The following is a 2,767-nucleotide window of genomic DNA, read 5'->3' on the forward strand; positions in this document are numbered from 1 at the left end:
CCGCGCACATCTTGCAGCGAAATCAGTTCGGCGCCCTGCGCAACGATGGTCGCCGAGATACCGTCGCCATGAAGCGTTTGGCTGTCCTGTGCCACATTTCCTCGCGGGTCGTTGTTGAAGGCCGGCGCGGTGGGCAGACTAGCAAAAGCGCTTCGGGACTCAAGGTGCAGCCTGGTTCTGCAGGAACGAATTGTGGCCGGAGGATCTCCCTCCGGCCACCTCTCCGCATCAAGAGCAATAACCCTCGCTCTTGCCCACAGCGGATAGTCGTTATTCGCGTTCGCCGGTGAAATTCAGCAGCAGCTGGAAGATGTTGATGAAGTTCAGATAGAGCGAGAAGGCGCCGAAGACGGCAAGTTTCTGGCGCGATTCCGCGTCGAAATTCTCGGCATACTGTTCCTTGATCGTCTGCGTGTCCCAGGCGGTCAGGCCGATGAACACGGCGATGCCGATCACCGAGATGGCGAACTGCAGCGCGGTCGAGCCGAGGAAGATGTTGACGATGCTGGCGATCACCACGCCGATCAGGCCCATGATCAGGAACGACGAGAACTGGGTCAGGTCGCGCTTTGTCGTGTAGCCGTACAGGCTGGTGGCGCCGAACATGGTGGCTGCGATGAAGAAGGTGCGCGCGATGCTGGTTCCGGTGAACACCAGAAACACGGAGGCGAGCGAGAGGCCCATGACCGCGCAGAAGGCCCAGAACATCGCCTGGGCATTCGCCGCGGACATGGTCTGCATCTTGAACGAGAACAGCATGACGAAGGCGAGCGGTGCCAGCATCACCACCCATTTCAGCGGGCTGGAGAAGATCGGCACGTAGAGCGCCGGCGTCGATGAGATCATGAAGGCGACGAGGCCGGTGACCACCAGGCCGACACCCATGTAGTTGTAGACGCGCAGCATATGCTGGCGCAGGCCCTCGTCGAAGACGGCTCCGGTTTGGGCGCCGGCGGCGACGCGATATCCCAGATTGGGGGTGTTCATTTGCGTTCTCCTTTGTGGATCGATCAGTAGAGCGTCTTGGCGAGCGTCTCTGCGGCGCGGTCGAGGTCGTGGACCTCGCTTCGTCCGACCACCGCATAAGCCACATCGCCGATCTGGAAATAGGCCGATGAGATGTCGCCCGAGGGCGCGATCGTCGGCTTGACGACGTCGAAGGTTCCAGGCCGGATCGCAAACAGCGACACCAGCCCCATGTCTTTCGTCTCGACCGCCATCTCGACGCTCGGACCAAAGCGGGACGGATAGATCTGCACGTCGCGGACCTTCCAATCCTTGGGCAGCGACGGCATGACGATGGCGGTCGCGGCGCGAATCTCGCCGGCGTTGTAGTTGGGCGCCTCGGGCTGCGACGGCATGCTCTCGCGCACCAGCGTGGTCCTGTGGGCCCGCACTGCGTCGTCGACATAGGCGGGCGGCTGCGGCGAGGCGACGACCTTGGTCACCGACATCGGCCCGATGATACCGTTCGCCAGCCACCCGGCGGCGACGAAGACAGCAACCACCGCGGCGCGCTGCAGCACACCGAAGATGCGGCCGCGGGCAAGCCCCCTCTCCAGCCGCCGCGCGGCATCGGCGGTCGCGGGCCGTGCCATACCTTTGGAGCCGGCAAGCGCCACGCGCAGTTCATCGCGGGTCCTGAGATCCGACATCACGCGCGCCGCCGCCTCCGGGCGAGCGGACAAGAATGCCTCCACCTCGATGCGGCGGGTGACGTCGATCTGGTCGTCGACATAGGCGTCGAGGTCGATATCCGTCACGGGATCGACAGTTGCGGTCATGAAGGGCCTCCAACGATCCTGAGGTGGTTTTTTGCCTTCGCCGGCTCCTCCATCTCGCGCAGCGCGGCGCGCGCCCTGCCGATGCGCGACATCAGCGTGCCGAGCGGCACGCCGCTGGCATCGGCGGCCTGCTGATAGGAGAGGCCTTCGATAGCGACGAGGTGCAGCGCTGAACGCTGTTCTTCCGGCAGGCTGAAAAAAGCCTGGCGCACCTGCGCCAGGCGCACCGAATGTTCCTGTGGTGCCGGCGTGCTGCCGTCGGCCAGGTATCCAGCCTGTTCGACGCGCGACGCCTCGGACTTGCGGGCCCGCATCCTGTCGATGAAGGTGTTGTGGACGATCGACAGCAGCCACGCGCGCAGGTTTCCGCCGGAGCGGAAGGTGCTGCGCCGCTCATAAGCGCGCACCAGCGCGTCATGGACAAGGTCCTCGGCGTCGGTGCTGTCGCGCGTCAGCGAGCGCGCATAGCGGCGCAGCGAACCGAGCTGTCCTATGATGTCAAAGCGTGGCATCGGCGGTTTCATGTCCTGTTTACGGAACATGTGGGGATTTTAATCCCTGCCCTGCCAATTTTTTCCTTTGGAGGACATCGTTCGAATGCAACGATTGATGCCGGCATCAATCTTATCATCGGCATCGCCACGATGTGCCATGCCCGGTGGATCGTGCCTACTTCACACGCCTCTTCTCCAGCTTCCGCGCCAGCGTCCGGCGGTGCATGCCCAGCCGTCGTGCCGTCTCGGAAATGTTGAAGTCGGCCTCCACCAGCGTCTCGTGGATGCGCTCCCATTCGAGGTTCTTTATCGAGGTTGGCCGCTCGGCGAGCGGCACCGAAGCATTGCCCTCGACCTGGCCGAAAGCCGCTTCTATGTCGTCTGTATTGGCGGGCTTGGCGAGATACTGGCAGGCGCCGAGCTTGATCGCCTCGACAGCGGTGGCGATGCTGGCAAAGCCGGTCAACACGACGATCCGCATTTCAGGAT

Annotated in this window: 4 protein-coding genes and 1 pseudogene; all 5 read right to left on the reverse strand. The window is 63.3% G+C overall.

All coding sequences use genetic code 11. The annotated features are described in order from the left end of the window. Positions 1–95: pseudogene (locus tag EN969_RS35925) on the reverse strand (aldose 1-epimerase family protein); the annotation flags it as partial. A 175-nt stretch (positions 96–270) separates the two neighbouring features. Continuing rightward, positions 271–987 (reverse strand): Bax inhibitor-1/YccA family protein, encoded by a 717-nt coding sequence (locus EN969_RS09325; RefSeq protein WP_013531512.1) that lies wholly within the window; start codon positions 985–987, stop codon positions 271–273. Positions 988–1,010: 23 nt separating this feature from the next. Continuing rightward, a complete protein-coding gene (locus tag EN969_RS09330; protein ID WP_013531511.1) occupies positions 1,011–1,784 on the reverse strand; it encodes an anti-sigma factor in 774 nt (257 codons plus the stop codon). Continuing rightward, the gene (locus EN969_RS09335) at positions 1,781–2,296 is read right to left on the reverse strand and encodes a sigma-70 family RNA polymerase sigma factor (protein ID WP_174299063.1); all 516 of its coding nucleotides are present in this window, start codon (positions 2,294–2,296) and stop codon (positions 1,781–1,783) included. The genes EN969_RS09330 and EN969_RS09335 overlap by 4 nt, the downstream gene beginning before the upstream one ends. A 157-nt stretch (positions 2,297–2,453) precedes the next feature. Continuing rightward, positions 2,454–2,767: helix-turn-helix domain-containing protein (locus EN969_RS35930; protein ID WP_127417978.1), on the reverse strand; the 314-nt coding region annotated here is incomplete at its 5' end.

It is taken from the genome of Mesorhizobium sp. M7A.F.Ca.CA.003.01.2.1 (assembly GCF_003998945.1).
Lineage (GTDB): Bacteria > Pseudomonadota > Alphaproteobacteria > Rhizobiales > Rhizobiaceae > Mesorhizobium > Mesorhizobium ciceri.

Coding starts and splice junctions, on each gene's coding strand:
- EN969_RS09325 (WP_013531512.1), bottom strand. CDS start 987: ATGAACACCCCCAATCTGGGATATCGCGTCGCCGCCGGCGCCCAAACC.
- EN969_RS09330 (WP_013531511.1), bottom strand. CDS start 1,784: ATGACCGCAACTGTCGATCCCGTGACGGATATCGACCTCGACGCCTAT.
- EN969_RS09335 (WP_174299063.1), bottom strand. CDS start 2,296: ATGCCACGCTTTGACATCATAGGACAGCTCGGTTCGCTGCGCCGCTAT.